We start from the raw sequence: 26,931 nt of genomic DNA, 5'->3' as shown, positions 1-26,931 counted from the left end.
GGGTTCAGGCGAGGCCGGAGGAGGCCGCCAGACGGTCCAGCGCGTCGAGAACGACGGCCTCCCTTGCGTGATGCGGCATGTGGCCGACGCCGGGGAGGACGGTGAGGTTCGCGTTCTGCGCCGCCTCCGCGAAGGGGACGGAGTGGATCGCTAGACCCACCGTCTCGTCCGCGTCGCCGTGGAGAAGCTCGACGGGCATGGCGAGTTCGCCATAGCGAGGAGCCATGCCGGCGAGGTGGCCGTTGAGCCGGTCGATGTCCTCCGCGTTCCAGCGGAACGTGTCCGGCCGGAGGGCGAGTTCGACGCCGATGTATTCCGCGTAGCCTTCGGGCATCGGGTTCGGCGCGAAGACGTCGGCGACGAAGCCCTTCGCCCGCTCGCCCCGGACATAGAGCCGCGCCGCCGCGCTGACGAGCGGGCCGAACGGGCCGGAGCCGAGGCTGTAGAGGAGGCCGCCGTCCCCCTCCCACGGATAGGTGGCGCCGGCGAGGATCGCGGCGCCGGCGACCTGGTCGGGGCGTTCCAGCGCCCAAGCGGCGGCGACGGCGCCGCCATAGGAATGGCCGGCGATCAGCGTCCGCTCCGCGCCGAGCTGCGCGGCGGCGGCGGAGACAAGCCTCGCCTGCACAACCGGGTCCGAGCCGCCGGAGACGGGGCGCTCGGAATAGCCGTGGCCCGGACGGTCTATCGCGATGACGCGGAAGCGGTCCTTCAGCTTGCCGGTCAGGGAGAAGGTGAAATCCCGCAGGTTGCCGTTGGCGCCGTGGATGAGGACGAGCGGCGGGCCCGACCCTTCCTCGACATAGTGGAGCCTCACGCCCTCGACGGAGAGAAAGCCGCCGAGCGGCGGCCATTGCGCCTCCGGCCCTGCCGTTGCGCCGCCGGACGCGCAACCGCCAAGCGCCGCCGCGCCCATCGCCGCCGCCGCCCGGCCGAGAAGATCCCGTCTCGTCATGCGCCCCCCGCATCGCTTCGCGCCTTCTGCGCGGGGCGAGACTATCCGACATCCATCGTGACAGAAACGTTTCCGCCAGCCGAAAGGCCGGAAATTTCCCTTGCGGCAATAGGTCAGTTTTGCTTACCTTGATCGAAACGCCCGCGCCTGCGGCGGATTCGCGCGCGGGCGGATGGAGCAACTCGAGGAGAGGAAGCGATGAAGCACGCGAACGTAAGCCTTGGCGACCGGTTCGACCTTTCCTGCGAGCAGGTCCTTCTGAACGGCACGCAGGCGCTCGTCCGCCTCATGCTCACGCAGAAATGGCGGGACGCGCAGGCCGGCCACAACACGGCGGGCTATGTCGCGGGTTATCGCGGCTCCCCGCTCGGCGGCGTAGACGGGACCTTCCTCGCAGCGCGGAAGGCGCTCGACGCGTCCGACGTGAAGTTCGAGCCGGCGCTGAACGAGGATTCTGGCGCGACCATGCTCTGGGGCGCGCAGGCCGCGGGGCTCCGCGGCGACGGGAAGTTCGACGGCGTCTTCGGCCTCTGGTACGGCAAGGGGCCGGGCGTGGACCGGACAGGGGATGTCTTCCGCCACGCCAACCTCGCCGGCGTCGCCCCGCTCGGCGGCGTGCTCGCCGCGATGGGGGACGACCATACGGGCGAAAGCTCCACAACCGTCCACCAGTCCGACTTCGCGCTTGTCGACGCGCACATGCCGATTCTCGCCCCGGCCGGCGTTCAGGAAATCATCGACCTCGGCGTGCACGGCTATGCGATGAGCCGCTTCGCCTCGCTCTGGGTCGGGATCAAGTGCCTCAAGGACACGATCGAATCGACCGCAGTGATCGACGGCCGGCCCGACCGGGTGAAGGTCGTGATCCCGACCGATTTCGAGATGCCGGCGGACGGCCTCTCCATCCGGCTCGTGGACGACCGCATCCCGCAGGAGGCGCGGATGCAGCGCTACAAGCGCTGGGCCGCGCACGCCTACGCCCGCGCGAACGGGATCGACAAGCGCGTGCGGGGCAAGGCGGGAGCGAAGATCGGCATCGTCTCGGCCGGCAAGTCCTGGCTCGACGTCGCCCATGCGCTCGACCTTCTCGGGATCGACGAGGAGACGGCGGAGCGGATCGGCCTCACCGTCTACAAGCCGGCGATGATCTATCCGCTGGAACCCACGGGCCTGAAGGAATGGGCCGAGGGGCTCGACCTCGTGATCGTCGTCGAGGAAAAGCGGAGCCTGATCGAGAGCCAGATCAAGGAAATCCTCTATGATGCGCCGAAGCGCCCCCGCGTCGTCGGCAAGCGGGACGAGGCGGACAACGTGCTCTTCCCCGTGGAGATGGGCCTCTCCCCCGTCGACGTGGCGCTGAAGATCGGGAAGATGCTCTTCGACGAGGGCGTGGCGAGCGAGATCGGCACGCGGCGGATCGAGGCGCTGGAGAGCGCGGCGAATTCCGCGAATGTGGAGAAGACGCCGGAGCGCACGCCCTGGTTCTGCTCCGGCTGCCCGCACAACACCTCGACCCGCCTGCCCGACGGCTCGATCGGCTTTGCCGGCATCGGCTGCCATTTCATGGCGCAGTGGATGGATCGCGGCGTGATCGGCTACACCCATATGGGCGGCGAGGGCGTGAACTGGATCGGCGAGAGCCGCTTCGTGACGACGGACCACGCCTTCCAGCAGCTTGGCGACGGGACCTACAACCATTCCGGCGCGCAGGCGATCCGCGCCGCGGTCGCCGCCGACGCCTCCGTCACCTACAAGATCCTGTATAATGACGCTGTGGCGATGACCGGCGGGCAGACGCTGGAAGGCGGGCTCGACGTCTATCGCATCATCGAGGAGGTGAAGGCCTTCGGCGTCCGCAAGGTCGCGGTCGTCTATGACGAGAAGGAGGCCTTCAACCCGAAGCGGGTCCCCGCCGGCGTCAAGACCTTCACGCGCGACTCGCTCGACGAGGCGCAGAAGGAGCTGCGGAAGATCAAGGGGCCGACCGTCCTCATCTATGTCCAGACCTGCGCGGCGGAGAAGCGGCGGCGGCGCAAGCGCGGCAAGTTCCCCGACATCGACAAGCGCGTCTATATCAACCCCGAGGTCTGCGAGGGCTGCGGCGATTGCGGCGTCCGTTCCAACTGCGTCTCCGTCGCGCCGCTCGACACCGAGCTGGGGCGCAAGCGGCAGATCGACCAGTCGAGCTGCAACAAGGATTTCTCCTGCCTCAAGGGCTTCTGCCCCTCCTTCGTCACGCTCCATGGCGCGACGCCGAAGAAGGAGAAGGCCGCAGGGCTCGACCTGCCGGACCTGCCGGAGCCGACGCTGCCGGAATTCGAGAAGGTCTGGAACACCGTCACCACCGGCGTCGGCGGCACCGGCGTCGTGACCATCGGCGCACTGCTCGGCATGGCGGCGCATGTCGAGGGCAAGGGCGCGGGCGTGATGGAGATGGCCGGGCTCGCGCAGAAGGGCGGCGCGGTGCAGATCCATTGCCGCATCGCGAAGCGGCCGGAGGACATCACGGCGATCCGCGTCGCGACGGGCGAGGCGGACGTGGTGATCGGCGGCGACCTTCTCGTCACCGCCGGCTCCAAGACGCTCGCGCTGATGCAGACGGGTCGCACCGGGGTCGTCTGCAACACCTACGAGATCAACACCGGCGAGTTCACGATGGACGGCGGCTTCCGCATCCCGGCGGACCGGCTGCGCCTCGGGCTCGAGGCGCGGGTGGGGGCGGACAAGGTCGCCTATCTCAACGCCACGCGGCTGGCGGAGAAGCTGCTCGGCGACGCGATCTATTCCAACGTGCTCGTCCTCGGCGCGGCCTGGCAGATGGGGCGCATCCCGCTTCTCAAGGCGTCGATCCTCAAGGCGATCGAGCTGAACGGCGCCGGGATCGAGGGCAACAAGGCGGCCTTCGAGATCGGCCGCTGGGCCGTGGCCTTCCCCGAACAGGCGGAGGCCGCCATCGCCCCGAAGGCGGCGAAGACGATGAGCTGGGAGGAGAAGCTCGCCTATCGCCATGACCGCCTCGTCGCCTGGGGCGACAAGGACTGGGCGGAGCGCTGGATGAAATCCGTCCGCGCCGCTGAGGCGGCGGAGGCGAAGGTGCGCGAGGCGACGGGCGGGCGGGCCGACGGCTTCGCCGAAGCGGCGGCGTTCGGGCTCTTCAAGCTGATGAGCTACAAGGACGAATACGAGGTCGCCCGGCTCCATTCCGAAACGCTGGAGGCGCAGGTCGCGGAGAAGTTCGACGGGGTGGAGAAGATCGAGTTCCACCTCGCCCCGCCGATCCTCGGCCGGAAAGACAGCCAGGGCCGGCCGGTCAAGACGACATTCGGGCCGTGGATGATGCCCGTCTTCAAGCGGCTGGCGAAGATGAAGCATCTCCGCGGCACGATGTGGGACGTGTTCGGCTACACCGCCGAGCGGAAGGGCGAGCGCCGCGCGATCGACGAGCATGAGGCGCTGATCGGCGAGCTTTGCGCGGGCCTGAAGGCGGAGACGCATTCCGTCGCCGTGCAGCTCGCCGGCCTGCCGCTGCAGATCAAGGGCTTCGGCCATGTGAAGGCGGCGAACGAGGCGGCGGCGGCGAAGCGGCGCGAGGAACTTCTGGCCGAATTCCGCAGCGGCGGCGCGCCGCGGTTGAAGGCGGCCGAGTAGGCCAAGGGTCTCCGGCGGGGGGCTGGCGCCGCCCGCCGAACGGATTTACGACGACAGGATGACACCGCGCGTCCTCGCCTTCTCCGTCCATCTCCTCACGGCCTCCGGCGCCTTCCTCGCCTTCATGGCGATGCTGGCGGCGATGCAGGGCCGATGGGCCGAGATGTTCGGCTGGCTCGGCGGCGCGCTGGTGGTGGACGGGCTCGACGGCCCGCTCGCCCGCCGGCTGGACGTGGCGACGCACGCCGCGCGCTGGTCCGGCGTCATTCTCGACCTGATCGTGGACTACCTGACCTATGTGTTCATCCCGGCGGTGGCGCTCGTCACCTCCGGCACGATGAGTTATCCGCTCGCGATTCCGGCTGCGGCGATCATCCTCGTGACCGGCGCGATCTATTTCGCCGACGACCGGATGAAGACGAAGGACGCCAGCTTCCAGGGCTTTCCGGGCTGCTGGAACATGGTGGTGCTGGTGCTCTTCGCGACGGACTACACCAATCTCGAAGGCTTCCTCATCATCCTCGCGATCGCCGCGGCGCAGTTCCTGCCGCTCCGCTTCGTGCATCCGGTGCGGACGGCGCTCTGGCGGCGGGTCTCCCTCCCGGTCTGCGTGGCCTGGGTCGGCTTTGCGGGCTGGGCCTGCTGGACGCATTTCGAGCAGCCGCTCGCCTGCACGCTCGGCCTGCTGGCGACATCGATCTATCTGCTGACGGCGGGGCTGGCGCAGCAGGCGCTCGGGCTCGGGCGGGCGCGTTAGGCCGCCTTCGCCGCGCAGGCGGCGCAGAGCGGGGCGTGGGGGACAGCTTCGAGCCGGGCCACGGCGATCTCCTCCCCGCAGGCGGCGCAGATTCCGTAGTTTCCCGTTTCGATGCGCCCGAGCGCGGCGCGGATCGCCCGCGCCTCTCGCAGCCCGGCCTCGCCCAGCGCCTCCAGCGCCTCGTCCCCTTCCCGCTCCGTCGCCCGGTCGGCGAAGCCCGGGTCCATCGGCTGGTCGAGCTCCCGCTCGACCTCTTCGAGCCGGTGGCCGAGCTCGGCAAGGCGGGCTTCGAGGCGGGGTTTCATCTTCGTTGCAAGGCTCATGGCGGCGCTCCCTTCCCCTTCCTTCTCCGGCGTCGCGAGGGCGCGCGCCTTGCGCTGGATCAAAGGCCGCCGAGGAAGCGGAGGAGCGCGGCGGCCGTCTCCTCCGGCGCCTCCTGTTGCACCCAGTGGCCGGCGCCCCCGATCAGCGTCGTTCCGCGCCAGTCGGCGCAGGCGGCGCCCTCCATCGCCTCGAGCGCGCCGGGTACCTGCCTGATCCCCCAATCGCGCGCCCCGGCGATGAAACAGGCGGGGACCTCGATTCGCCGCCCGGCCCAGAGCCGCAGCTCCGCCGCGCCCTCCGGCGAGATCGCGCGGCGATACCAGTTGAGCCCGCCCTGAAAGCCCGTGTGCCCGTATTCGGCGGCGTAGAGCGCGAGGTCCTCGGCGCTCATCCAGCGGCAGGCGGCTTCCTCTTCCGGCGAGGGAGCCATCGCGGCGGCCGTCTCCGCCATGCCCTTGCCGGCGTCCATGACGTAGTAGCGCGGCAGCTTCGCGAGTTCGGGGGCTGTCCAACCCGTCAGCGGAAAGGGGCGGTTCTCGGCCCAGTCGCCGCTCTTGCAGTGGAAATAGGCGCGGAGGAAGGCCGGGAGCCCTTGCGGCGCCGAGAGCATGTCCGCGTTCGCGCCGGGCGTCGCGAACCAGTGCTGGTAGTGGACGCGGGGCGGGTCGAGGGCGAGGAGATCGGCATGGACATCCCCCGCCGCTGCGGGGGCGAAGCCCGGCGGGCCGGCGAAGGGCGCGCTCATCAGCGCGACGGCCGGAAAGACGTCCGGCCGCGTGAGCGCGCACCAGGCGGCGACGGGGGAGCCGAAATCGTGGCCGATCACCGCGCGGAGCCGGGGAATTCCGAGCGCGTGGAGCAGCGCCAGCGCATCCCGCACGAGCGCCGGCATGCCGAAGGCGGAGAGATCGGCGGCCCAGGTCGCGTCGCCGCCCCGCGTGCCGCCATAGCCGCGCTGGTCAGGTGCCAGGACGCGGAACCCGGCGCCGGCAAGGCGGGGGATGACATGGCGCCAGCTCAGCGCAAGCTCGGGAAAGCCGTGCAGGAGGAGGATCGGCGGCCCCTCCGGCGGGCCGGCCGTGAGCACGTTCATGGAGAGGCCTGTCGCCGTCTCCACCCGGATCGCTTCGACGCCGTCCATCTCGGTGCCTTTCCTTCTTGCGCCGCCGCGCTTCGCGCTGCTTGAGCGCGTGTTCCGTTCAGCCGCGACCATGCCGGAAGCGGCCCCGGCGGTCCACATCGCTCCGATTTGTCGCATCTGGCCCTATGGCGTTCGCGATTGCGAAAGGTAGTGATGATTAACGTCGCCGGGAGGCCCCGATGCAGATCTACCTCCCCATCGCCGAGCTTTCGGTCAACGCCTTCGTGCTTCTCGGCATGGGCGGCCTCATCGGCATGCTTTCGGGGATGTTCGGCGTCGGCGGCGGCTTCCTGATGACGCCGCTCCTGATCTTCATCGGCATCCCGCCCGCCGTCGCGGTTGCGACAGGGGCGAACCAGCTCGTAGCTTCTTCCGTCTCCGGCGTTCTCGGCCATCTCCGGCGCAAGACGGTGGACATCAGGATGGGGGTGGTGCTCTCCGCCGGCGGCGCGGTGGGCTCCGTGATCGGCGTCTGGGTTTTCTCGCTTCTCCGCGCGCTCGGGCAGGTCGAGCTGCTCGTCTCGCTCTGCTATGTGCTCTTTCTCGGCGTGGTCGGCGGGCTGATGCTGAACGAGAGCGTCCGCGCGCTCCGGCGCGTGCGGGCCGGCGGGCCGGCGAAGCCGCGGAAGCATCATGGATGGATTCACGGCCTGCCGCTGAAGATGCGGTTCCGCGTCTCCAAGCTCTACATCTCCGCCATCCCGCCGTTCCTCGTCGGCGTCATGGTCGGCCTGCTCGCGGCGATCATGGGCGTCGGCGGCGGGTTCATCATGGTGCCGGCGATGATCTATCTGCTTGGCATGCCCACGGCGGTTGTGGTGGGCACGTCGCTCTTCCAGATCATCTTCGTCACCGCGCTGACGACGCTCCTGCATGCGACGCAGAACCAGAGCGTCGATGCGATCCTCGCGCTCCTGCTCATTTTCGGCGGCGTGATCGGCGCGCAGGTCGGCGCCGCGCTCGGCGTGCGGATCAGGGCGGAGCAGCTTCGCATCCTTCTCGCGCTCATCGTTCTGGCCGTCTGCCTCAAGATCGCGCTCGACCTCGTGCTGACGCCGTCCGAGCTCTTCTCCTTCGGGGAAATGCGGTGAGCCGCCTCGTCGCGCTCCTGCTCGCGCTCCTCGCCCTGCCCGCCGGGGCGGCGGAAGAGCGGGTGATCGCGGCGCTGAGCCAGAAGGCGGTCGGCATCACGGCGACCTTCACGGGCTCGCAGATCTTCGTCTTCGGCGCGGTGGAGCGGGCGCGGCTCCCCGATGCGCGGGACGACGCGCTTTCCGTGATCGTGACCATTTCCGGGCCGCGCCAGGCGAAGGTGGTGCGGAAGAAGGAACGGGTCTTCGGCCTCTGGATCAATGTCGAGAGCGTGGAGATCGACGAGGCCCCGAGCTTCTACGCCGTCGCCGCATCGGGCCCGCTCTTCGAGGTGCTGAGCCATACGGAGGACCTCCGCCACCGCATTTCGATCGAACGCACGATGCGCGTGGTCGGCGAGGCGGGTGCGGCGGCAGATCCGCTGGAATTCCAGGAGGCGGCGATCCGGCTAAACCGGGGCGCGGGTGTTTATTCAGAGGCGGCCAGCGGGGTGGAGATCATCGGGCGCACGCTCTTCCAGACGAGCATCGACCTTCCTTCCAACCTCGTAGAAGGGGACTATGAGGCGCGGGTCTTCCTGCTGCGCGACCGGCAGGTGCTCGACCGCTTCGCCACGACGCTGGAGGTGCGCAAGGTCGGGCTGGAGCGGTTCCTCTACACGCTCGCGCATGAGCAATCGCTGCTCTACGGCCTCCTCTCCGTGCTTGTCGCGCTCCTCGCCGGTTGGGGCGCTTCGGAGGCCGCGCGGCTTCTCAGGCGTTGACAGGTTCCTGATCGGCGCGGTTATCTGGAGCCATGTTCGCCGCGGCCGGCGGAATCCGGCCCTGGGGTTCTCCGATGTTCATCGCCTTCCGCGCCGAAGCCCCGACCTGGGCGGCGCTGACGACCTGCTACGCGCTTTTCGGGCTCCTGACGCTGGCCGCGCCAGGGGCGCAGACATGGCTCGTCTATCCCGGCCTCGCCCTCGTCCTCGCCTTCCATTCCTCGCTCCAGCACGAGGCGATCCACGGCCATCCGACGCGATGGCCGCTGGTAAACGAGGCGCTCGTCGCGCTCCCGCTCAGCTTCGCCTATCCCTATCGCCGGTACCGGGAGACGCATCTCGCCCATCATCGCGACGCGCGGCTGACCGACCCCTATGACGATCCGGAGAGCTGGTATCTCGACCCCGAGGATTACGAGAAGCGCCCCGCCTGGATGAAGGCGCTGCTGAAGGCCAACAACGCCGCGCTCGGGCGGATGCTGATCGGGCCGGGGCTCGGCTTCGTCAATTTCGTGATCGCCGAGGCGCGTTTGATCCGGGCCGGGAGGCGCGACGTGATGCTCGGCTGGGCGCTCCATGCGCTCGGGGCGGCGCCGCTCCTCCTCTGGCTCGGCTGGTGTGGCGTTTCCCCTCTCGGCTACGCGCTCGCCTGCTATGGCGGGCTCGCGCTGATCTCGCTCCGGAGCTTCCTCGAACACCGGGCGGAGGAGCGGGCCTCCGAACGCTCCGCCATCGTTGAGGACCGGGGGCCGCTGGCGCTGCTCTATCTCAACAACAACCTCCATGCGGTGCATCACGCGCACCCGGAGGTTTCATGGCACCGGCTTCCCGCGCTTTACGCCGCGCATCGGGAACGGTTCCGCAAGCTCAACGGCGGCTATGTCTTCCGCTCCTACGCCGAGGTTCTGTCGCGCCATGCGCTGAAGCCGAAGGAGCCGGCGGCGCATCCGATGATGGACCGGATGCGGTGATCGCCGCATTGCCGATGTATGACTGGCCGGAAGTGAAGGCGGAGACGGACGCGCTCTGGCGCGCGCTCCGCGACGCCTTCCGCGCGGCGGGGTTCGCGGCGCCGGAGGCAAGGGCGCGGCCGGCCGACCTTTTCGCGCACTGGCTTTCGCCGGAACTGCTGCTGAGCCAGACTTGCGGGCTCCCGTTCTCCGCGCGGCTCCGGGGCGCGGTGACCTTGCTCGGGGCGCCGGCCTATGACCTGCCGGGCTGCGCGCAGGGCGACTATCGCAGCGTCGTCGTCGTACGGGCGGAGGAGGCGGCGGGCGCCGTGGCGGACTTCGCGGGGCGGGCCTTCGCCTTCAACATGGCGGAGAGCCAGTCCGGCTTCGCCGCCTTCGCCGCTTCCTTCGGCCCGCCGGCGGCGCTCTTCGGCGCGCTCGTCGAGACGGGCGCGCACCGCCTGTCGATCCGCGCCGTGGCGGAGGGGCGGGCCGACATCGCCTCCATCGACGCGGTGACATGGCGGCTCGCGCTCGACCATGAGCCGGCGGCGCGGGCGCTGCGCGTGTTGGCGGAAACGCCGCCGACGCCGGGGCTCCCCTGGATCACGGCCCGGCGCGGGGCGGAAGAGGCGGCGCGCCTCGCCGAGGCGGCGGAGGCGGGGATCGCCGCTCTCGGACCCGCGGCGCGGGCCGCGCTGCATCTGAACGGCTTCGCGCGCCGCGTCGAGGCGGATTACGAACCCCTCGCAGCCGGGTGGCCGGCGGAGAATTGGCGCGAAGCGCCCATTGACACCCCGGGGCGGGCGCCCTAATTCCCGCGAGCCTTGGCGAGGGGCCGTAGCTCAGCTGGGAGAGCGCGTCGTTCGCAATGACGAGGTCAGGGGTTCGATCCCCCTCGGCTCCACCAAGGCCCAACCTCCCTCAGCGATGACCGACGACCGCGTGCGGCGCATAGGGCGCCTCCAGCGCGGCGATCTCCTCCGGCGAGAGCGTGACGGAAAGCGCGGCGACGGCGTCTTCGAGATGGGAGAGCTTTGTCGCGCCGATGATCGGCGTCGTCACCCCCGGCTTCGAGAGGACCCAAGCGAGCGCGACCTGCGCCCGCGGGAGCCCGCGCGCGGCGGCGACCTTCGCGACCGCTTCCACCACCTTCCGGTCCGCCTCCTCCGTTCCGGCGTAGAGGGTGCGGCCGAATTCGTCCGTCTCCAGCCGCGCGCTCGTCGCCTCCCAATCGCGGGTCAGGCGCCCGCGGGCGAGCGGGCTCCAGGGCATCGTCGCGATTCCGGCGTCGCGGCATAGCGGCAGCATCTCCCGCTCCTCCTCCCGGTAGAGGAGGTTGAGATAGTTCTGCATCGAGACGAAGCGCGCCCAGCCCCGCGCCTCCGAGATCGCCAACGCCTTCGCAAATTGCCAGGCGAACATGGAGGAGGCGCCGATATGGAGCGCCTTGCCGGCGCGCACCACGTCGTTCAGCGCCTCCAGCGTCTCCTCTATCGGTGTGTCGTGGTCCCAGCGGTGGATCTGGTAGAGGTCCACGTAGTCCGTGCCGAGGCGCTTCAGGCTGGCGTCGATCTCGGCCATGATCGCCTTGCGGGAGAGGCCGGCGCCGTTCGGGCCGGGGCGCATCCGCCCGTGGACCTTGGTGGCGATCACCACCTCCTCCCGCTTCGCGAAATCCTTCAGGGCGCGGCCCACGATCTCCTCGCTCGAACCGGCGGAATAGACGTTCGCCGTGTCGAAGAAGGTGATCCCGAGGTCGAGCGCCTTGCGGATGAAGGGCCGCGCCTCCGCCTCTCCGAGCGACCAGGGATGCGCGCCGCGATCCGGCTCGCCATAGGACATGCAGCCGAGGCAGAGGCGGGAGACTTCCAGCCCCGTCCCGCCGAATCTCACATAGTCCATGTTGCGCTCCTCCCATGTGCGGAGGCGAGCCTAGTCCGCCAGCGGATGCTTCTCCAGCACGAGGGCGCGCAGCCGCTCCTCCTGCACGTGGGTGTAGATCTCGGTCGTCGAGATGTCGGCGTGGCCGAGGAGCTGCTGGATCACGCGGAGATCGGCGCCGTTGGCGAGGAGGTGCGAGGCGAAGGCGTGGCGGAGGACATGGGGGGAGACGCGGGCGGGGTCGATCCCCGCGGCGGCGGCGAGATCCTTCACCATCTCGAAGAAGCCCGCGCGGGTCAGATGCCCGGCCTTGCCGCGCGAGGGGAAGAGGAAGGGTGAGGGCTTCGGCCCCGGATCGCGCGCCTTCAGCCAGGCCTCAAGCGCGGCGCGCGCCGGGGCGGAGAGGGGGACCATCCGCTCCTTCCCGCCCTTGCCCTTCACGAGCAGCATCTTCGGCCCGCCCTGCGCGGCGGCGAGGGGCAGCGAGACGAGTTCGGAAACGCGCATGCCGGTCGCGTAGAGAAGCTCCATGAGGCAGAAGGCGCGCGGCCCCGCCGCATGAGCCGCGCCGATCAGCGCCTCAACCTCCGCGAGGCTCAGGGTCTTCGGCAGGGGGCGGGCAGCCTTCGGGCCGGAGAGGCGGGCGGCGGGGTCGTCTGTCCTCCAGCCGTCCTCGTAGAGAAAGAGGTGGAGCCGCCGTGCAGCCGAAAGGCGGCGCGCCCGCGTGGCGGGGGCGAGCCCCTCCTCCGCCGCGTCGGCGAGCCAGGATTCGAGATCGGCGCGCGACGCCTCGCCAAGCGTTCGCCCCCGCGCGGCAAGATGCGCGGCGTAGAGCGAGAGGTCGCGCGCATAGGCGGAGATCGTGTTGGCCGCCGCGCCCCGCTCCGCCCGCATCGCCTCCAGAAAGAGGCGGATCAGCCGCGCGTCTGGCGGCGCTTCGGTCAAGAGCCGAAGCCGACGCCGGAGGCCGGAGCCTCCACCGGGCGAACCGGCGAGGAGAGATCGCCGAGATAGGCGTAGCCGACGAGGCCCGCCGCTGCGAGCAGAGCGAGACCGAGGAGAAGGCCGATCAGACGCCGCATGTCTCCGCTCCCCGCTTCCTCTTTGCCAGCCGCCGCCGGAGCGGTTAAACCCCTGCGGCGCCGGGCGCTCGCCCGGATGAATTTAGGCGGCGGCGGGCCGCGGCGCAACGCGGGAGGGCGAGGTTTCGATGGAGGGCGCGGCGCCGGGAGCAAGACTTCGCCGCCCCGTCGCGCTCGTCGGCCTCATGGGCTGCGGGAAATCCACAGTCGGCGCGCGGCTCGCCGCCCTTCTTTCCGCGCCGTTCCGGGATGCGGATGCGGAGATCGAGGCGGCGGCGGGGATGACCATTCCGGAGATTTTCCGCACGCTCGGCGAACCAGCCTTCCGCGACGGGGAGAAGCGGGTGATCGCGCGCCTCCTCGCCGGGCCCCCGCTCGTCCTCGCCACGGGGGGCGGGGCCTACATGGCGGAGGAGACGCGAAAGGCGATCAGCGCGGCGGGGGCGGCGATCTGGCTCCGCGCCGGTCTCGAGACGCTGGTCGAACGGACGGCGAAGCGGAAGTCCCGCCCGCTCCTGAACGCCGGGAACCCGCGGGAGATCCTGAAGGGCTTGATGGCGGCGCGCTATCCCGTCTACGCCGGCGCCGAAATCGCGGTCGAAAGCCCGCAGGGCGGGAAGGCGGAGGACGTCGCCGCCGCCGCGCTCGCCGCGATGCGGGCGCATGACCGGGAGGCGCCGGAAGCGGCGCGGCTGCTGGAGGAGGCTCCATGATCGAGACGCTTCACGTCGCGCTCGGCGCGCGGGGATACGACATACGCATCGGCCCCGGCCTCCTCGCCCGCGCGGGAGCGGAGATCGCGCCCGTCATGCGCGGCCGGAAGGCGGCGATCGTGACGGAGGAGCGGGTGGCGGCGCTCCATCTCCCGGCGCTGCGGGAGGGACTCGCTGCGGGCGGGATTTCGGCGGAGGCGGTGATCCTGCCGCCGGGCGAGGGGAGCAAGAGCTTCGCGGTGTTCGAGCGCCTTCTCTCCGCCCTGCTAGACCTCCGGATCGGACGGGACGACCTCGTGATCGCATTCGGCGGCGGCGTGATCGGGGACCTTGCGGGCTTCGCCGCGGCGACGCTGCGGCGGGGCGTGGATTTCGTGCAGATCCCGACGACGCTGCTGGCGCAGGTCGATTCCTCCGTCGGCGGCAAGACCGGCATCAACGCGCCGCAAGGGAAGAACCTGATCGGCGCCTTCCACCAGCCGCGGCTCGTCCTCGCCGACACCGGGCTCCTCGACACGCTGCCGGAGCGGGATTTCCTCTCCGGCTACGCCGAGACGGTGAAATACGGGCTCCTCGGCGACGCCGCCTTCTTCGAGCGGCTGGAGCGGATCGGCCCGGCGCTGAAGGCGGGAGACGAGGCGGCGCGCATCGCCGCGATCCGCCGCGCCTGCGAGATGAAGGCCGGCATCGTCGCCCGCGACGAGACGGAGACGGGGGAGCGCGCGCTCCTCAATCTCGGCCACACGTTCGGCCATGCGCTGGAGGCGGCGACCGGCTATTCGGACCGGCTGCTGCATGGGGAGGCCGTCTCCATCGGCTGCGCGCTCGCCTTCGAGTTCTCGATGCGGCTCGGCCTTTGCGCGCAGGAGGCGCCGAGCCGGGTGCGGGCGCATTTTCGCGAGATGGGGATGAAGACGATTCTGGCGGATATCGAGGGCGACTTGCCGGGCGCGGAGGCGCTCGTCTCGCTGATGGGGCAGGACAAGAAGGTGAAGGACGGGCGGCTCGTCTTCATCCTCGCGCGCGGGATCGGGGAGGCCTTCATCGCGGCGGACGCGCCGGCCGAAGCCGCGCGCGCTCTTCTGGCGGACGCGCTGGTGGAACGCCGGGGCTGAACCCGCCGCGGCGCAGGGGCGCTTTGCGCCCGCCTCGCCTTTCGCCATAGTGGCGGCGAAAGGAGCCGAAATGGCCGAAGCCGGCGCCGACCCCCTCCTCCTCGAAGCCGCCGCCTATCTTGGCGCGACGGTGCTGGCCGTGCCGCTCTTCAAGCGGCTCGGCCTCGGCTCGATCCTCGGCTACATCGCAGCCGGCGCCCTGATCGGACCCTATGGGCTCAGGCTGCTGACGGATGTGGACGCGGTGCGCCATGTCTCGGAATTCGGGGTCGTGCTCCTTCTCTTCGTCATCGGGCTCGAATTGCAGCCGCTGCGGCTCTGGCGGCTCAGGGCCGAGATCTTCGGGCTCGGCTTCGCGCAGGTGGCGTTAACGGGCGCGGCGCTGACGCTGATCCTCGCGCTTGTCCCGGGGCTGGTGACGGGCGGGGCGCCGGCGGCGATCGTGATCGGGCTTGCGCTCGCGCTCTCCTCCACCGCCTTCGGGGTGCAGTTGCTGCGGGAGCGGAACGCGCTCTCGACGCCGCATGGCGACCGTGCCTTCTCGATCCTCCTCTTCCAGGACATCGCCGTGGTGCCGCTCCTCGCCCTTACGGCCTTTCTCGGCGGGGCGAGCGCGGGGATGACGCTTCGCGACGCCGGGGTCGCCGTCGCCGCGCTGGCGGGGCTCGTGATCGTCGGCCATTACGGGCTGAAGCATCTCTTTCGCCTCATCGCGCTGGTGAAGGCGGACGAGGTTTTCACCGCCGCGGCGCTGCTCGTCGTCGCGCTGGCGGCGCTCGCCATGCAATGGGCCGGGCTCTCCATGGCGCTCGGCGCCTTCATCGCCGGGGTGCTGCTGGCGGGGACGGAGTTCCGCCACCAGCTCGAAAGCGATATCGAGCCCTTTCGTGCGCTCTTTCTCGGGCTCTTCTTCGTCGGCGTCGGCATGGCGGTGGAGTGGGACGTGGCCTGGGCCTTCTGGCCGGTCGTGATCTTCGGCGCGCTCGGGCTCTTCACTCTCAAGACGGCGCTGATCTTCGCGCTCACGCGGCTTTCGGGCTCGGGCCGGGACGATGCGCTGAAGATCGGCGCGACGCTCGGCCAGGCGGGGGAGTTCGGCTTTGTGATCTTCGCGCTCGCGGCGTCAGACGGATTGCTGACGGCGCGGGAGGTGAGCGTCCTGACCGTCACGGTAGCGCTTTCCATGGCGCTGACGCCTTTCGCACTCAGGGGCGCGGGATGGATCATCGCCCGGCTCGCGCGCGGAGGGGAGCCGGAGGTGAAGGCGGGCGGAGTCGTCACTCCGTCGCGCGTCATCGTCGCCGGGTTCGGGCGGTTCGGGCAGGTCGTGGCGCGGATCATGCGGATGCGGGGATACTCGGTCACGCTCATCGACAACGCGCCGCGGCGCATCCGGCTCGCGCGCACCTTCGGCTCCGAGGTCTTCTACGGGGACGCGACCAAGACGGACGTGATGCGCGCCGCCGGGGCGGAACAGGCGGACGCGATCTTCTACTGCATCAACGACCGCGAGGGGGCGAAGCTGGCGGTGGCGCGGATGAAGCAGCGCTGGCCGCATCTCCGGCTCTTCGCCGCGGCCTATGACCGGTTCCAGGAGCTGGAATTGCGCGCTGCAGGGGCGGACCATGTGATCCGCGAGACCCGGGAAAGCGCCATCGCCCTCGCCTCGGAGGGGCTCGCCGCGCTCGGCGACGAGGCGGCGGTAGAGGAGGTGGTCGAGGAATTCCGGCGCCGGGATGAGGAGATGCTGCGCCTCCAGGCCGAGCTTGGCATGGAGGAAGGGGCGGAGAAGATGCGCCAGCGCTATTCCGTCGTCTGAGACCGGGCCGGGCGCGGGTTGACTCGCGGCGGACCGGGGCCTAGAGGCTCCGCATACCGCCGCCCGTTGGGGCGGTGGTTGACTCTGGCGCTCGCGGCCGCCGCAAGGCGGGCCCTGTCGTCCGGTTCGAGCCGGAAGAGGAGAGCGCCCCTATCGGTACGCGGCGATTTCAGCCGCAAGTTGAGGTTTTGAACGATGACGAAGCGCACCGCCGCGAAGCACAAGATCGACCGCCGCATGGGCGAGAACATCTGGGGACGCCCGAAATCCCCGGTCAACAAGCGCGAATACGGCCCGGGCCAGCATGGCCAGCGCCGCAAGGGCAAGATGTCCGACTTCGGGCTCCAGCTCCGCGCGAAGCAGAAGCTGAAGGGCTATTACGGCGACCTGACGGAGAAGCAGTTCCGCAGGATCTACGCCGAGGCGGACCGGGTGCGCGGCGACACGGGCGAGAACCTCGTCGGCCTGCTCGAATCGCGGCTCGACGCGGTGGTCTATCGCGCGAAGTTCGCACCGACCGTTTTCGCCGCGCGGCAGTTCGTGAACCACGGCCACCTGCTGGTGAACGGCAAGCGCGTGAACATCCCCTCCTATCGCTGCGCCCCTGGCGACGTGATCGAGGTGCGGGAGAAGTCCCGGCAGATGACCGTCCTGCTCGAAGCGGTGCAGCTTCCCGAGCGTGACGTTCCGGAATACGTGATCGCCGACCACTCGAAAATGAGCGCCACTTTCGTGCGCCGCCCCTCGCTCTCGGACGTGCCCTATGCGGTGCAGATGGAGCCGAATCTGGTCGTCGAGTACTACGCCAAGAACTGACGCGCCTTCTGCGCGGCGAAGGAACGGCGGCTTCGGCCGCCGTTTTTTTGTCGATATCAGGGCGAAAAAGCGGCGAGAGCTGAAAAAAGGCTGCGCAAGTCACACCCCGGTCACGCCGGATGGGTTAACAGGACCTTATCAAGGCGTTGCAGCCGCAGGTGTTTCAGGCAGGGATTTCACCGGGATCGGCCGGGGCGCACCGGCTGCGGCGGGAGGGATTGGCCCCTCCCCCGCCGCCATGAGACAGGCGCGTCGCGGCGAGGGGGACCTCGTGAAGCCGAGACCAGACACTTGCCGGGCCTATGCCCGCGCCGCCCCCCGGATCACTCCGGGGGGCATTTTTCTTGTCTCACGCCTGCGTCACGCGGACGGCGCATGAAACATGGGGAAGGGGTCGGCCCTGATTCGCCTTCGGCGGCTCTCCCTGTCGGCTGGCTCCTTCCCGACTGTCCCTCTACGCAGTCGCCCCTCGCGGGGCTCGTTCTCTCACTTCGCCCCCGGCCCCGGCCGGGGGCGCCTTTCACCCGTTCGCCCGGATCGTCGCGTTCTCGGGATCGTAGGGACTGTCCTCCATTACGGTCGCCGGCCAGAGCGCGCCGAGCATCCGCAGCTCGAGCCGCGTTCCCGGCGCGGCGAGGGCGGGGCGGACATAGCCGAGGCCGATCTGCTTGCCGAAAGCGACGGAGTATCCGCCCGAGGTGAGCCGGCCAACCACTTCGCCGCCGGAGAGCAGCGCCTCCCGCCCCCACGGGTCCGCATCCGCCGGACCGTCGATCAGCAGGGTGACGCATTTCGCGCGGACGCCCGTGGCGACCATCGCCGCCTTGCCGCGAAAGTCCTTCTCCATGTCTACGAACCGGTCCAGCCCGGCCTCGAGCGGCGTCGCATCCCGTCCGAGATCGGAGCCGAAGGCGCGATAGCTCTTCTCCTGCCGGAGCCAGTTCATCGCGCGGGCGCCGCAGAGCTTCATCCCGTGCCTCGCGCCTGCCGCCTCCAGAAGGTCGAAGAGATGGTTCTGCATCTCGATCGGATGATGCAGCTCCCAGCCGAGCTCCCCGGTATAGGCGACGCGGATCGCCTTCACGGGGACCATGCCGAGGTCGATCCGCTTCGCGGAAAGCCAGGGGAAGGCCTTGTTCGTCAGCGCCGTCGCCGGGTCAGGCGCGACGATGATCTCCTTCAGGATGTCGCGGCTCCGCGGCCCGGCGAGGGCGAAGACGCCCCATTGGGTCGAGACGTCCTGCACCTCGATCCAGCCGAACTCCGCGCGCTTCGCCGCGGCCTCCTTCACGAGATAGTCGTTGTCATAGGCCTGCGCGGCGCCGGCGGTGACGAGATAATACTCGTCCTCCCCCTCCCGCACGATGGTGAACTCGGTGCGCACCGTGCCGGCGTCCGTGAGCCCGTAGGTAAGGTTGATGCGGCCGATCTTCGGCAGGCGGTTGCAGGTCAGCCAGTCGAGAAAGGCGGTCGCGCCCGGCCCGGCGACGCGGTGCTTGGTGAAAGCGGTGGCGTCGAAGAGCCCGGCCGCCTCCCGCACAGCCTTCGCCTCGGCCTCCGCGAAGGGCCACCAGCCGCCGCGGCGGAAGGAGCGGCTCGCATGGTCGTCAAAGCCTTCCGGCGCGAAATAGTTTGGCCGCTCCCAGCCGTTCACCTGCCCGAACTGCGCGCCGCGGGCCTTCATGCGGTCATAGCAGGGCGCGGTGCGGAGCGGGCGCGCCGCCTCCCGCTCTTCATCGGGGTGGTGGAGGATGAAGACGTGCTCGTAGCATTCCTCATTCTTCCGGCGGGCGTATTCGCGGTTGACCCAGCCGCCGAAGCGCCGCGGGTCGAGCGACCACATGTCGATCTCCGCCTCGCCCGAAGTCATAACCTGCGCGAGGTAATGGCCCGTTCCGCCCGCGGCGGTGATGCCGAAGGAGAAGCCCTCCGCGAACCAGAAATTCTCCACGCCCGGCGCGGGGCCGACGAGCGGGTTGCCGTCCGGCGTGTAGCAGATCGGGCCGTTGAAATCGTCCTTGAGCCCGACCGCCTCGGAAGAGGGAATGCGGTGGATCATGGACATGTATTCCGCCTCGATTCGTTCGAGATCGAGCGGGAAAAGATCGGCGCGGAAGGTCTCGGGCACGCCGAACATGAAGCGGGCGGGGGCGTTCCGCTCGTAGGGCCCGAGAATCCAGCCGCCCCGCTCCTCCCGCACATACCATTTCGCATCGGCGTCGCGGAGCACGGGATGTTCGCCGTTCGCCTTCCGCCATTCGACCAGCGCCGGGTCCGGCTCGGTGACGATATACTGGTGCTCCACCGGCATGGCGGGGATGTAGCAGCCGATCATCGCGGCGGTGGCCTGGGCATGGTTGCCGGTGGCGGTTACGACATGCTCGCATACGATCTCGAAGGTCTCGTCGGTCAGGACGAGGTTGCCGCCCCGCTCCGCCATCATGGCGCCGCGGACGATCCACTCGCCGCCCCGCCGCTCGAACCCGGTGACATGTGCGCGGCGGACGATCTCCACCCCGCGCTGCCGCGCGCCCTTGGCCATCGCCTGAGTCACGTCGGCGGGGTTGATGTAGCCGTCGGTCGGGTGGAAGAGCGCGCCCTTCAGGTCCTCCGTCCGCACGAGCGGCCAGCGCGCGGCGATCTCCTTCGGGGTGAGGAATTCATGCGGGATGCCGACGCTCTCCGCGGTCGCGGAATAGAGCCGGTATTCGTCCATCCGTGCGTCGCACTGCGCCATCCGGAGATTGCCGACGACGGAGAAGCCGGCGTTGAGCCCCGTCTCCGCCTCCAGCGTCTTGTAGAACTTCACGCTGTAATCGTGGATATGCGTGGTCGCATAGGACATGTTGAAGAGCGGCAGGAGCCCAGCGGCGTGCCAGGTGGAGCCGGAGGTCAGCTCGTCCCGCTCCAGCAGCACAGTGTCCGTCCATCCCGCCTTAGCCAGATGATAGGCGATGGAGGCGCCGACGGCGCCGCCTCCGACCACGACGGCGCGGGCATGGATTCTCATGGCTTGCTCCTTGATTCCTCGGGCGGAAGATGCGTCCGGCGGCTTCAGGCTTGTGCGCCCCCGGCGACGGAACGCCGCCTGAAAACGCCAAAGGCCGCGCCCTTCGGGGGCGCGGCCTTTTCATTCAGCTTCGACGGGATCAGAGAAGTTGCGAGGCCGCTGTCTCGAAATCGTTGAGCCGCATCGCGGCGGCTTGGCGGCCCTCCGCCGGCGCGGCTTCGAGTGCGGCGCGGGCTGAGGCGATACGGGCGTCGAACCAGTCCCGCGTCAGGGTCTTCCGCTCCACCGCCTCTTCCGCAAGGATCGCGGCGCCGCTCTCCGGCGTGACCTCGGCGAAGCCGCCGGTGACGAAGTATTCGCCCGCCGCCGCGCCGCCCTTCACGACCAGAAGGCCGGGGCGCAGCGTCGTCAGCATCGGCGCATGGCCCGGCATCGCGCCGAGATCGCCCATCGCGCCGGGGATCGTCACCATCTCCGCCTCACCCGCGGCGAGACGCCGCTCGGGGGAGACGAGCTCGAAGGGCATCGTCTCGGCCATGTCGCGCTCCCCCGGATCAGGCGGCGGCGGCGGCGAGCCGCTGCGCCTTGGCGATCACCTCGTCGATGTCGCCGACCATGTAGAAGGCCGCCTCCGGCAGATGGTCGAACTCGCCGGCGCAGACGCGCTTGAACGAGTCGATCGTCTTCTCCAGCGGCACCTGCACGCCGGGCGAGCCGGTGAAGACCTGCGCCACGTCGAAGGGCTGGGAGAGGAAGCGCTGGATCTTCCGGGCGCGGGCGACGGTCAGCTTGTCCTCTTCCGAGAGCTCGTCCATGCCGAGGATGGCGATGATGTCCTGCAGCGCCTTGTAGCGCTGGAGGATCGACTGCACCTCGCGCGCGACGTTGTAGTGCTCTTCCCCGATCACCGCCGGGTCGAGCAGGCGGGAGGTCGAGTCGAGCGGGTCCACCGCCGGATAGATACCGAGCTCGGAGATCGCGCGGGAAAGCACGGTCGTCGCGTCAAGGTGCGCGAAGGAGGTCGCCGGCGCCGGGTCCGTAAGGTCGTCCGCCGGCACGTAGATCGCCTGAACCGAGGTGATCGAACCCTTGTTCGTGGAGGTGATGCGCTCCTGCAGCTGGCCCATGTCCGTCGCCAGCGTGGGCTGGTAGCCCACGGCGGAGGGAATGCGGCCGAGAAGCGCGGACACTTCCGAACCCGCCTGCGTGAAGCGGAAGATGTTGTCCACGAAGAAGAGAACGTCCGTACCGGACTGGTCGCGGAACTGCTCCGCGAGCGTAAGGCCCGTCAGAGCTACGCGGGCGCGGGCCCCCGGCGGCTCGTTCATCTGGCCGTAGACGAGGGCCACCTTCGAGTCGGTCAGGTTGTCCGGCACGATGACGCCGGATTCGATCATCTCGTGGTAGAGGTCGTTGCCCTCGCGGGTCCGCTCGCCGACGCCGGCGAAGACGGAGAAGCCAGAATGCACCTTCGCGATGTTGTTGATGAGCTCCATGATGAGCACGGTTTTGCCCACGCCCGCGCCGCCGAAGAGGCCGATCTTGCCGCCCTTGGCGTAGGGCGCGAGCAGGTCCACCACCTTGATGCCGGTGACAAGAACCTCGGACTCGGTCGACTGGTCCACATAGGCCGGGGCCGGCTGGTGGATGGCGCGATGCTCGGAGGCGACGACCGGGCCGCCCTCGTCCACCGGGTCCCCGACCACGTTGAGGATGCGCCCCAGCGTCGCGTCGCCCACCGGAACGGTGATGGGGCCGCCTGTATCCTTCACCGCAGCGCCGCGGACGAGGCCCTCGGTCGCGTCCATGGCGATGGTGCGGACCGTGTTCTCGCCGAGATGCTGGGCGACTTCCAGAACGAGGCGGTTCCCGTTGTTGTCGGTCTCCAGCGCGTTCAGGATCGGCGGGAGTTCGCCGTCGAAGGCGACGTCCACGACGGCGCCGATGACCTGGGTGATCTTGCCGGTTTGGCTCATGATGTGTCTCTCCGACCGGTCAGAGCGCCTCGGCGCCCGAAATGATTTCGATGAGTTCGTTCGTGATCGCGGCCTGACGCGAGCGGTTGTACTGGATCGTCAGCTTCTCGATCATCTCACCCGCATTCCGCGTCGCGTTGTCCATCGCAGACATGCGCGCTCCCTGCTCGGAGGCGGCGTTCTCAAGCAGGCCGCGGAAGATCTGCACCGCGAGGTTGCGGGGCAGAAGATCGGCGAGGATCTCCCCCTCCTCCGGCTCATAGTCATAGACGCGGCCGCTCTCCGCCTCGCCCTCGAACACGGCGGGGATGATCTGCTGCGCCGTCGGGATCTGGCTGATGACCGACTGGAAGCGGCTGAAGAACAGCGTCGCGACGTCGAAATCTTCCTCGTCGAACCGCTTCAGCACCGCCGCGCCGACGGCCTGCGCATCGGCGAAGCCGAGCCGCTTCACCCCGGACATGTCGACATGATCGACGAAGTGGGCGCCATGCGTCCGCTTCAGCGCTTCGCGGCCCTTCTTGCCGATGGTGAGGATCTTCACCGTCTTGCCGGCCGCAAGCAGCTCGTCCGCCTTCTGCCGGGCGAGCCGGGCGATGGAGGAGTTGAAGCCGCCGCAAAGGCCGCGCTCCGCCGTTGCGACGATGAGGAGATGGACCTTGTCCGCCCCCGTGCCGGCCAGCAGCTTCGGGGCCGCCGGCGTTCCCGCCGTCGCGCGAGCGAGGTTGCCGAGAACAGCGTCCATCCGCTCGGCATAGGGGCGGGCGGCCTCCGCCGCGTCCTGCGCGCGGCGCAGCTTCGCGGCGGCGACCATCTGCATCGCCTTGGTGATCTTGCGGGTCGACTTGACCGACGCGATCCGGTTCTTCAGGACCTTGAGATTAGCCATCGGGCGCTATCCCCCTCGGGCTCGTGCTCAGGAAAACGACTTGGAGAACTCGTCGAGCGCCGCCTTGATCTTGTCCTCGATCTCGCCGGCGATCTTCGGGTCCGTGTCGCGGATCTCGTCGAGCAGCGGCTTGCAGTTCGACCGGAGATGCTCCAGCAGCCCGCGCTCGAAAGCCTGCACCCGGTTGACCGGGAACTTGTCGAGATAGCCCTTCGTGCCGGCGTAGATCACGATCACCTGCTCGGCGTTCGTCAGCGGCGAATATTGCGGCTGCTTCAGCAGCTCGACGAGCCGCGCGCCGCGGGCGAGGAGCTTCTGCGTCGCGGCGTCGAGGTCGGAGCCGAACTGCGCGAAGGCGGCCATCTCGCGATACTGCGCGAGTTCGAGCTTGATCGAACCGGCGACCGACTTCATCGCCTTGGTCTGCGCAGAGGAGCCGACGCGGGAGACCGAGAGGCCGACGTTCACGGCCGGGCGGACGCCCTGGTAGAAGAGCTCCGTCTCAAGGAAGATCTGCCCGTCGGTGATCGAGATCACGTTGGTCGGGATGAAGGCGGACACGTCGCCGCCCTGCGTCTCGATGATCGGCAGCGCCGTCATCGAGCCCGCGCCATTCTCCTCGTTCAGCTTCGCAGCGCGCTCCAGGAGACGCGAGTGGAGATAGAAGACGTCGCCCGGATAGGCCTCGCGCCCCGGCGGGCGGCGGAGTAGGAGGGACATCTGGCGATAGGCGACCGCCTGCTTGGAGAGGTCATCGTAGATGATGAGCGCGTGGCGCCCGTTGTCCCGGAAGTGCTCGGCCATCGCGCAGGCGGAATAGGGCGCGAGGAACTGGAGCGGCGCCGGGTCCGACGCGGTGGCGGCGACGACGATGGAATAGGCGAGCGCGCCCGTCTCCTCCAGCTTCTTCACGAGCTGGGCGACGGTGGAGCGCTTCTGCCCGACCGCGACATAGACGCAATAGAGCTTCTTCGACTCGTCGTCCCCGGCCGCGTCGTTCACCGACTTCTGGTTCAGGATCGCGTCGAGCGCCACGGCGGTCTTGCCCGTCTGGCGGTCGCCGATGATCAGCTCGCGCTGGCCGCGGCCGACGGGGATGAGCGCGTCGATGGCCTTGAGGCCGGTCATCATCGGCTCATGCACGGACTTCCGGGGGATGATGCCCGGCGCCTTCACCTCGGCGCGGGAACGCTTCGTCGTGTTGAGCGGGCCCTTGCCGTCGATCGGGTTGCCGAGACCGTCCACCACGCGGCCGAGCAGCTCGTCGCCCGTCGGAACGTCCACGATCGCGCCGGTGCGCTTGACGATGTCGCCTTCCTTGATCGAGCGGTCGTCGCCGAAGATCACGACGCCGACATTGTCAGCCTCGAGGTTCAGCGCCATGCCGCGGATGCCGCCCGGAAACTCGACCATCTCGCCGGCCTGGCACTGGTCGAGCCCGTAGATGCGGGCGATGCCGTCGCCGACGGAGAGGACGCGGCCAATCTCGGCGACTTCCGCGTCCTGCCCGAAATTCTTGATCTGCTCTTTGAGGATCGCGGTGATCTCGGCAGCCTGGATGCTCATCATCCGACCTCTTTCATTGCGGTTTTCAGGGAATCGAGCTTCGCGCGGACGGAGGCGTCGATCATCTTGGAGCCGACCTTAACGACAAGGCCGCCGATCAGCGCCGCGTCGACCCGGGAGTCGAGCGCTATGTCGGCGCCCGCCCAGGCCTTGATCGCCGCTTCGAGCCCGGCGCGCTGCGCGTCGCTCAGCGGCGCGGCGGAGACCACCTCGGCCGAGACGATCCCGCGCTTGGCGGCGAGCATCGCCGCGAAGGCCTCGATCATCTCCGGCAGGCAGAAGAGCCGGCGTTTCGCGGCCATCAGGCCGAGCACGGACGTGACGGGCGCGCCGATCCCCATCTTCGCGGCGATGGCGGCCATCGCGGCCCCCTGCTCCTCGCGGCTGATGACGGGGCTTTTCAGGAAGGCGACGAAATCCGCGCTCTCCGCCATCGCGCCTTTCAGCGCGCCGAGATGGCCTTCGACGGCCTCAAGCGCGCCGCTTTCCTCGGCAATCTCGAAGAGCGCCGACGCATAGCGCCCGGCGATCCCCGCGGCGGAGCCTGAATTGTCGCTCATCCGTTCCCCTCGCAGTCCTGACGTCGTGGCCGTTCTCTCGCCGGGAGGTCCGGCGTGCGGCGTGGCGCGGCCGGAGAGAGCGGAGCGAACCCCCCTCTTCAGGCCGCGCGAGGGGTATCATGGGGTCCGCTGAATTGGCAATGCCCGTCGGAGCATCGCCATCCGCATTCGATTCGTTTAAATTCAATGTCTTGCCCGGTTGTGGACGGCGTGCCGCAGGCGCAGGGCGGAAAATATGCTGCGCTGCGGGGTCGATAAGGCGCAGGGCGCGGCGGCGATTCAGGCCATGCCTCAGCCCGCTTCGGCCTCCGCCGCGCGTTCGAGAAGCCAGGCCCGCGCCGCCGGGTCCTCCGAGAGGCCGGCGGCGCGCCGGAACTCGGCCGCCGCCTCCCCGCGCGCGCCTGACCGGGCGAGGAGATGGGCGCGCGCGGCGCGCCAGGGCTGGTAGCGGGCGCGGGCGGCCTCGGGCGCCGCATCGAGCGCCGCGAGCCCGGCCATCGCTCCCTGCGCCTCCCCGAGCGCGACGGCCCGCCCCGTCTGCGCGCCGAGCGAGGGCGCAAGCGCAAGGAGGCCGTCATAGAGATACAGGATCGCCGCCCAGTCCGTCCGCCCCGTGCGCCGCCGGTCGGCGTGGACCGACTGGATCGCGGCCTCGAGCTGGAAGCGCCCGGGCCTTTCGAAGGCGGCTGCGCGGCGGAGCGCAGTCTCCGCATCCGCAACCATCGGAGCGGACCACAGCGCCATATCCTGCCGGTCGAGCGGAACGTAGCGGCCGGCCGCATCTCGCCGCGCCGAGCTGCGGCTTTCCGCAAAGAGCATCAGGGCGTGGAGGCCCAGCGCCTCCGGCTCCTCCGGCGCGAGAGCGGCGGCGAGCCCGCCGAGCCAGAGCGCCTCCCGCGCCAGCCCGCCCGTCTTCTCGTCGAGGCCGTGCGCGCCGTCGAGCCCGAGCGTGTAGGCGGCGTAGATCGCGCGGAGGACTTCGCCGACCCGCTCCGCCGCCTCGTCCGGCGCGGGTGGCGCGAAGCCGGGCGCCGCATCCCTCAGCCGCGCCTTGGCGCGGGAGAGGGAGACGCCCATCGTGTTGGGCGTGACGAGGAAGGCGGAGGCGATGCGCCGAGCATCCAGCCCGAGGACGACCTGCAGCATGAGCGGCGCGCGGAGGGCGGGCTCCACCTCCGGCCCGGCGCAGGCGAAGAGGAGGCGCAGACGCTCGTCCGGCCAGTCCCGCCCCGCCGCACGCTCCGCCTCCAGCAAGGCGAGATGATCGGCCGCCCGCGCCAGCGCGCCGCGGCGCCGACCCTCGTCAAACGCAGCGCGGCGCGCGACGGCGACGAGCCAGGCCTCGGGCGAGGCGGGGACGCCGCGGTCCGGCCAGACGGAGAGGGCGCGGGCCAGCGCCTCCGCCAGCGCGTCCTCCGCCGCCGCGATCCCGCCGCCGCGCGCGGCGAGAATGGCGACGAGCCGCCCGTAGCTCAGACGGGCGGCTCGCTCCGCGGCTTGCGCCGCCTCGGTCACCGGGGATGCAGGATGACCGGCCTCACCTCGACCGCGCCGGTCGAGGCGGCGGGGCAGCGCGCGCCCCATTCCATCGCGGCCTGAAGGTCCTCGACCTCGATCAGGAAGAAGCCGCCGAGCTGCTCCTTGGTGTCGGCGTAGGGGCCGTCCTCGACGATGCGCGCGCCGTCCCGCACGCGGATCACCGCAGCCTCGTCGGGGGAGGCGAGCTCCTCCCCGCCGCGGAGCACGCCGGCCTTCGCCAGCGCCTCTGTGTAGGCGATCCAGGCCGGCATGTCGTCCGGCGCGCCGGCGTCGCCGGAGCCGCCCTTCTTCGAATAGGGAAGGATCATGAACTGCATGGACATATCGGTCTC

Annotated in this window: 24 protein-coding genes and 1 tRNA gene; 11 read left to right on the top strand and 14 right to left on the bottom strand. The window is 69.7% G+C overall.

The genetic code is table 11. From position 1 onward, the window contains the following. Positions 1-4 precede the first annotated feature (4 nt). Positions 5-955, bottom strand: a complete 951-nt coding sequence (locus ACE37J_RS19355) for an alpha/beta fold hydrolase (protein ID WP_409714509.1) — start codon at positions 953-955, stop codon at positions 5-7. Positions 956-1,153: 198 nt separating this feature from the next. On the opposite strand from ACE37J_RS19355, the gene ACE37J_RS19350 reads away from it, so the two are divergent. Both ACE37J_RS19350 and ACE37J_RS19345 read left to right on the top strand, forming a co-directional pair. Then, positions 1,154-4,603 (top strand): indolepyruvate ferredoxin oxidoreductase family protein, encoded by a 3,450-nt coding sequence (locus ACE37J_RS19350; protein WP_409714506.1) that lies wholly within the window; start codon positions 1,154-1,156, stop codon positions 4,601-4,603. 58 nt (positions 4,604-4,661) lie between these two features. Then, entirely contained in the window at positions 4,662-5,360 is a 699-nt protein-coding gene (locus ACE37J_RS19345; protein WP_409714503.1) for a CDP-alcohol phosphatidyltransferase family protein, read from the top strand. On the opposite strand, the gene ACE37J_RS19340 is transcribed toward ACE37J_RS19345, so the two are convergent. After that, complete coding sequence (locus tag ACE37J_RS19340; RefSeq protein ID WP_409714500.1) at positions 5,357-5,683, bottom strand: TraR/DksA family transcriptional regulator; 327 nt, start codon at positions 5,681-5,683, stop codon at positions 5,357-5,359. The genes ACE37J_RS19345 and ACE37J_RS19340 overlap by 4 nt on opposite strands. A 59-nt stretch (positions 5,684-5,742) precedes the next feature. Then, positions 5,743-6,825: an alpha/beta fold hydrolase gene (locus tag ACE37J_RS19335; RefSeq protein WP_409714497.1), complete on the bottom strand. Its 1,083-nt coding sequence runs from the start codon at positions 6,823-6,825 to the stop codon at positions 5,743-5,745. 179 nt (positions 6,826-7,004) lie between these two features. Between ACE37J_RS19335 and ACE37J_RS19330 the strand changes: the two genes are divergently transcribed. The 5 genes from ACE37J_RS19330 to ACE37J_RS19310 all read left to right on the top strand — a co-directional run bounded on the left by ACE37J_RS19330 (position 7,005) and on the right by ACE37J_RS19310 (position 10,540). Beyond that, positions 7,005-7,916 (top strand): sulfite exporter TauE/SafE family protein, encoded by a 912-nt coding sequence (locus tag ACE37J_RS19330; protein WP_409714494.1) that lies wholly within the window; start codon positions 7,005-7,007, stop codon positions 7,914-7,916. Beyond that, a complete protein-coding gene (locus tag ACE37J_RS19325; RefSeq protein ID WP_409714491.1) occupies positions 7,913-8,680 on the top strand; it encodes a TIGR02186 family protein in 768 nt (255 codons plus the stop codon). The genes ACE37J_RS19330 and ACE37J_RS19325 overlap by 4 nt, the downstream gene beginning before the upstream one ends. Positions 8,681-8,712: 32 nt before the next feature. Next, positions 8,713-9,651 carry a fatty acid desaturase gene (locus ACE37J_RS19320; RefSeq protein ID WP_409714488.1) on the top strand — a complete coding sequence of 313 codons (939 nt, stop codon included), beginning with the start codon at positions 8,713-8,715 and terminating at the stop codon, positions 9,649-9,651. Beyond that, on the top strand, positions 9,648-10,445 hold the full coding sequence (locus ACE37J_RS19315; RefSeq protein ID WP_409714485.1) for a phosphate/phosphite/phosphonate ABC transporter substrate-binding protein: 798 nt from the start codon (positions 9,648-9,650) through the stop codon (positions 10,443-10,445). The genes ACE37J_RS19320 and ACE37J_RS19315 overlap by 4 nt, the downstream gene beginning before the upstream one ends. A 19-nt stretch (positions 10,446-10,464) precedes the next feature. Further along, a tRNA-Ala gene (locus ACE37J_RS19310) sits at positions 10,465-10,540 on the top strand. 14 nt (positions 10,541-10,554) lie between these two features. Here ACE37J_RS19310 and ACE37J_RS19305 read toward each other — a convergent pair. The 3 genes from ACE37J_RS19305 to ACE37J_RS19295 are packed head-to-tail and all read right to left on the bottom strand — an operon-like array spanning position 10,555 to position 12,596. After that, entirely contained in the window at positions 10,555-11,535 is a 981-nt protein-coding gene (locus ACE37J_RS19305) for an aldo/keto reductase (protein ID WP_409714482.1), read from the bottom strand. A 30-nt stretch (positions 11,536-11,565) separates the two neighbouring features. Next, positions 11,566-12,459 carry a site-specific tyrosine recombinase XerD gene (locus tag ACE37J_RS19300; RefSeq protein WP_409714479.1) on the bottom strand — a complete coding sequence of 298 codons (894 nt, stop codon included), beginning with the start codon at positions 12,457-12,459 and terminating at the stop codon, positions 11,566-11,568. Continuing rightward, a complete protein-coding gene (locus tag ACE37J_RS19295) occupies positions 12,456-12,596 on the bottom strand; it encodes a hypothetical protein (protein ID WP_409714476.1) in 141 nt (46 codons plus the stop codon). The genes ACE37J_RS19300 and ACE37J_RS19295 overlap by 4 nt, the downstream gene beginning before the upstream one ends. A gap of 128 nt (positions 12,597-12,724) precedes the next feature. Here ACE37J_RS19295 and ACE37J_RS19290 point away from each other — a divergent pair, with 128 nt between their 5' ends. The 4 genes from ACE37J_RS19290 to rpsD all read left to right on the top strand — a co-directional run bounded on the left by ACE37J_RS19290 (position 12,725) and on the right by rpsD (position 17,059). Next, entirely contained in the window at positions 12,725-13,309 is a 585-nt protein-coding gene (locus ACE37J_RS19290) for a shikimate kinase (protein WP_409714473.1), read from the top strand. Further along, entirely contained in the window at positions 13,306-14,424 is a 1,119-nt protein-coding gene (gene aroB / locus ACE37J_RS19285) for a 3-dehydroquinate synthase (protein WP_409714470.1), read from the top strand. The genes ACE37J_RS19290 and aroB overlap by 4 nt, the downstream gene beginning before the upstream one ends. A 70-nt stretch (positions 14,425-14,494) precedes the next feature. Further along, positions 14,495-16,243: a monovalent cation:proton antiporter-2 (CPA2) family protein gene (locus ACE37J_RS19280; RefSeq protein ID WP_409714467.1), complete on the top strand. Its 1,749-nt coding sequence runs from the start codon at positions 14,495-14,497 to the stop codon at positions 16,241-16,243. A 195-nt stretch (positions 16,244-16,438) separates the two neighbouring features. Then, positions 16,439-17,059, top strand: coding sequence for a 30S ribosomal protein S4 (gene rpsD, locus ACE37J_RS19275; protein ID WP_409714464.1), 621 nt, complete (start codon positions 16,439-16,441; stop codon positions 17,057-17,059). A gap of 520 nt (positions 17,060-17,579) precedes the next feature. On the opposite strand, the gene ACE37J_RS19270 is transcribed toward rpsD, so the two are convergent. The 8 genes from ACE37J_RS19270 to ACE37J_RS19235 all read right to left on the bottom strand — a co-directional run bounded on the left by ACE37J_RS19270 (position 17,580) and on the right by ACE37J_RS19235 (position 26,922). After that, positions 17,580-20,069 (bottom strand): FAD-dependent oxidoreductase, encoded by a 2,490-nt coding sequence (locus tag ACE37J_RS19270; RefSeq protein ID WP_409714461.1) that lies wholly within the window; start codon positions 20,067-20,069, stop codon positions 17,580-17,582. Positions 20,070-20,208: 139 nt separating this feature from the next. Then, on the bottom strand, positions 20,209-20,607 hold the full coding sequence (gene atpC, locus ACE37J_RS19265; RefSeq protein ID WP_409714458.1) for an ATP synthase F1 subunit epsilon: 399 nt from the start codon (positions 20,605-20,607) through the stop codon (positions 20,209-20,211). A 16-nt stretch (positions 20,608-20,623) separates the two neighbouring features. Next, positions 20,624-22,045, bottom strand: a complete 1,422-nt coding sequence (gene atpD / locus ACE37J_RS19260; protein ID WP_409714455.1) for a F0F1 ATP synthase subunit beta — start codon at positions 22,043-22,045, stop codon at positions 20,624-20,626. A gap of 19 nt (positions 22,046-22,064) precedes the next feature. Beyond that, positions 22,065-22,934: a F0F1 ATP synthase subunit gamma gene (locus tag ACE37J_RS19255; protein WP_409714452.1), complete on the bottom strand. Its 870-nt coding sequence runs from the start codon at positions 22,932-22,934 to the stop codon at positions 22,065-22,067. A gap of 27 nt (positions 22,935-22,961) precedes the next feature. Then, entirely contained in the window at positions 22,962-24,500 is a 1,539-nt protein-coding gene (atpA, locus tag ACE37J_RS19250; protein ID WP_409714449.1) for a F0F1 ATP synthase subunit alpha, read from the bottom strand. After that, on the bottom strand, positions 24,500-25,060 hold the full coding sequence (locus ACE37J_RS19245; protein ID WP_409714446.1) for a F0F1 ATP synthase subunit delta: 561 nt from the start codon (positions 25,058-25,060) through the stop codon (positions 24,500-24,502). The genes atpA and ACE37J_RS19245 overlap by 1 nt, the downstream gene beginning before the upstream one ends. 291 nt (positions 25,061-25,351) lie before the next feature. Continuing rightward, positions 25,352-26,575 (bottom strand): RNA polymerase sigma factor, encoded by a 1,224-nt coding sequence (locus ACE37J_RS19240; protein WP_409714443.1) that lies wholly within the window; start codon positions 26,573-26,575, stop codon positions 25,352-25,354. Then, on the bottom strand, positions 26,572-26,922 hold the full coding sequence (locus tag ACE37J_RS19235) for a YciI family protein (protein WP_409714440.1): 351 nt from the start codon (positions 26,920-26,922) through the stop codon (positions 26,572-26,574). Before ACE37J_RS19235 ends, ACE37J_RS19240 begins: the two co-directional genes overlap by 4 nt. Between the last annotated feature and the right edge of the window lie 9 nt (positions 26,923-26,931).

This window comes from Pikeienuella sp., from assembly GCF_046290545.1.
In the GTDB taxonomy this organism is placed as follows: Bacteria; Pseudomonadota; Alphaproteobacteria; order Rhodobacterales; family Rhodobacteraceae; genus Pikeienuella.
Note: the sequence above shows the minus strand (reverse complement) of the source record. Positions and strands in the feature narration are given on the sequence as shown.